The sequence below is a fragment of the Pantoea sp. ICBG 828 genome (genome assembly GCF_002928355.1).
GTDB lineage: Bacteria > Pseudomonadota > Gammaproteobacteria > Enterobacterales > Enterobacteriaceae > Pantoea > Pantoea dispersa.
Genome location: NZ_POWN01000021.1, coordinates 1 through 2,815 on the forward strand (window position 1 = coordinate 1; position 2,815 = coordinate 2,815).

Sequence of the window (2,815 nt, forward strand, 5' to 3'; positions counted from 1 at the left end):
AAACGCCTGTGGGTTGTGAGGTTAAGCGACTAAGCGTACACGGTGGATGCCCTGGCAGTCAGAGGCGATGAAGGACGTGCTAATCTGCGAAAAGCGACGGTAAGGTGATATGAACCGCTACAGCCGTCGATGTCCGAATGGGGAAACCCGGTGCACTCTGTGCATCATCGTTTGATGAATACATAGTCAAACGAGGCGAACCGGGGGAACTGAAACATCTAAGTACCCCGAGGAAAAGAAATCAACCGAGATTCCCCCAGTAGCGGCGAGCGAACGGGGAGCAGCCCAGGACCTGAATCAGCTTGTGCATCAGTGGAAGCGTCTGGAAAGTCGCGCGATACCGGGTGACAGCCCCGTACACGAAGATGCACAGGTTGTGAGTCCGACGAGTAGGGCGGGACACGTGGTATCCTGTCTGAACATGGGGGGACCATCCTCCAAGGCTAAATACTCCTGACTGACCGATAGTGAACCAGTACCGTGAGGGAAAGGCGAAAAGAACCCCGGCGAGGGGAGTGAAACAGAACCTGAAACCGTGTACGTACAAGCAGTGGGAGCCTACCTGTTAGGTGACTGCGTACCTTTTGTATAATGGGTCAGCGACTTATATTCTGTAGCAAGGTTAACCGCATAGGGGAGCCGAAGGGAAACCGAGTCTTAATTGGGCGTTAAGTTGCAGGGTATAGACCCGAAACCCGGTGATCTAGCCATGGGCAGGTTGAAGGTTGGGTAACACTAACTGGAGGACCGAACCGACTAATGTTGAAAAATTAGCGGATGACTTGTGGCTGGGGGTGAAAGGCCAATCAAACCGGGAGATAGCTGGTTCTCCCCGAAAGCTATTTAGGTAGCGCCTCGTGAACTCATCTCCGGGGGTAGAGCACTGTTTCGGCTAGGGGGCCATCCCGGCTTACCAACCCGATGCAAACTGCGAATACCGGAGAATGTTATCACGGGAGACACACGGCGGGTGCTAACGTCCGTCGTGAAGAGGGAAACAACCCAGACCGCCAGCTAAGGTCCCAAAGTCATGGTTAAGTGGGAAACGATGTGGGAAGGCACAGACAGCCAGGATGTTGGCTTAGAAGCAGCCATCATTTAAAGAAAGCGTAATAGCTCACTGGTCGAGTCGGCCTGCGCGGAAGATGTAACGGGGCTAAACCATGCACCGAAGCTGCGGCAGCGACACTATGTGTTGTTGGGTAGGGGAGCGTTCTGTAAGCCGCTGAAGGTGTGCTGTGAGGCACGCTGGAGGTATCAGAAGTGCGAATGCTGACATAAGTAACGATAAAGCGGGTGAAAAGCCCGCTCGCCGGAAGACCAAGGGTTCCTGTCCAACGTTAATCGGGGCAGGGTGAGTCGACCCCTAAGGCGAGGCTGAAAAGCGTAGTCGATGGGAAACAGGTTAATATTCCTGTACTTGGTGTTACTGCGAAGGGGGGACGGAGAAGGCTAGGTTATCCGGGCGACGGTTGTCCCGGTTTAAGCGTGCAGGTGTGAAGACCAGGCAAATCCGGTCTTCTTTAACACTGAGGCGTGATGACGAGCCGCCACGGCGGTGAAGTAACTGATGCCCTGCTTCCAGGAAAAGCCTCTAAGCTCCAGGTAACACGAAATCGTACCCCAAACCGACACAGGTGGTCAGGTAGAGAATACCAAGGCGCTTGAGAGAACTCGGGTGAAGGAACTAGGCAAAATGGTGCCGTAACTTCGGGAGAAGGCACGCTGGCGCGTAGGTGAAGGGACTTGCTCCCGGAGCCGAAGCCAGTCGAAGATACCAGCTGGCTGCAACTGTTTATTAAAAACACAGCACTGTGCAAACACGAAAGTGGACGTATACGGTGTGACGCCTGCCCGGTGCCGGAAGGTTAATTGATGGGGTTATCCGCAAGGAGAAGCTCTTGATCGAAGCCCCGGTAAACGGCGGCCGTAACTATAACGGTCCTAAGGTAGCGAAATTCCTTGTCGGGTAAGTTCCGACCTGCACGAATGGCGTAATGATGGCCAGGCTGTCTCCACCCGAGACTCAGTGAAATTGAAATCGCTGTGAAGATGCAGTGTACCCGCGGCAAGACGGAAAGACCCCGTGAACCTTTACTATAGCTTGACACTGAACATTGAGCCTTGATGTGTAGGATAGGTGGGAGGCTTTGAAGCGCGGACGCCAGTCTGCGTGGAGCCAACCTTGAAATACCACCCTTTAATGTTTGATGTTCTAACGTAGGCCCGTGATCCGGGCTGCGGACAGTGTCTGGTGGGTAGTTTGACTGGGGCGGTCTCCTCCCAAAGCGTAACGGAGGAGCACGAAGGTTGGCTAATCCTGGTCGGACATCAGGAGGTTAGTGCAATGGCATAAGCCAGCTTGACTGCGAGAGTGACGGCTCGAGCAGGTGCGAAAGCAGGTCATAGTGATCCGGTGGTTCTGAATGGAAGGGCCATCGCTCAACGGATAAAAGGTACTCCGGGGATAACAGGCTGATACCGCCCAAGAGTTCATATCGACGGCGGTGTTTGGCACCTCGATGTCGGCTCATCACATCCTGGGGCTGAAGTAGGTCCCAAGGGTACGGCTGTTCGCCGTTTAAAGTGGTACGCGAGCTGGGTTTAGAACGTCGTGAGACAGTTCGGTCCCTATCTGCCGTGGGCGCTGGAGAATTGAGGGGGGTTGCTCCTAGTACGAGAGGACCGGAGTGAACGCACCGCTGGTGTTCGGGTTGTCATGCCAATGGCACTGCCCGGTAGCTAAGTGCGGAAGAGATAAGTGCTGAAAGCATCTAAGCACGAAACTTGCCCCGAGATGAGTTCTCCCTGACCC

General features: G+C 54.4%; 1 rRNA gene. It reads left to right on the top strand.

What is annotated here, in order from left to right:
• Nucleotides 1-19 precede the first annotated feature (19 nt).
• A 23S ribosomal RNA gene (locus C1Y43_RS23400) occupies nucleotides 20-2,815 on the top strand; the annotation flags it as partial.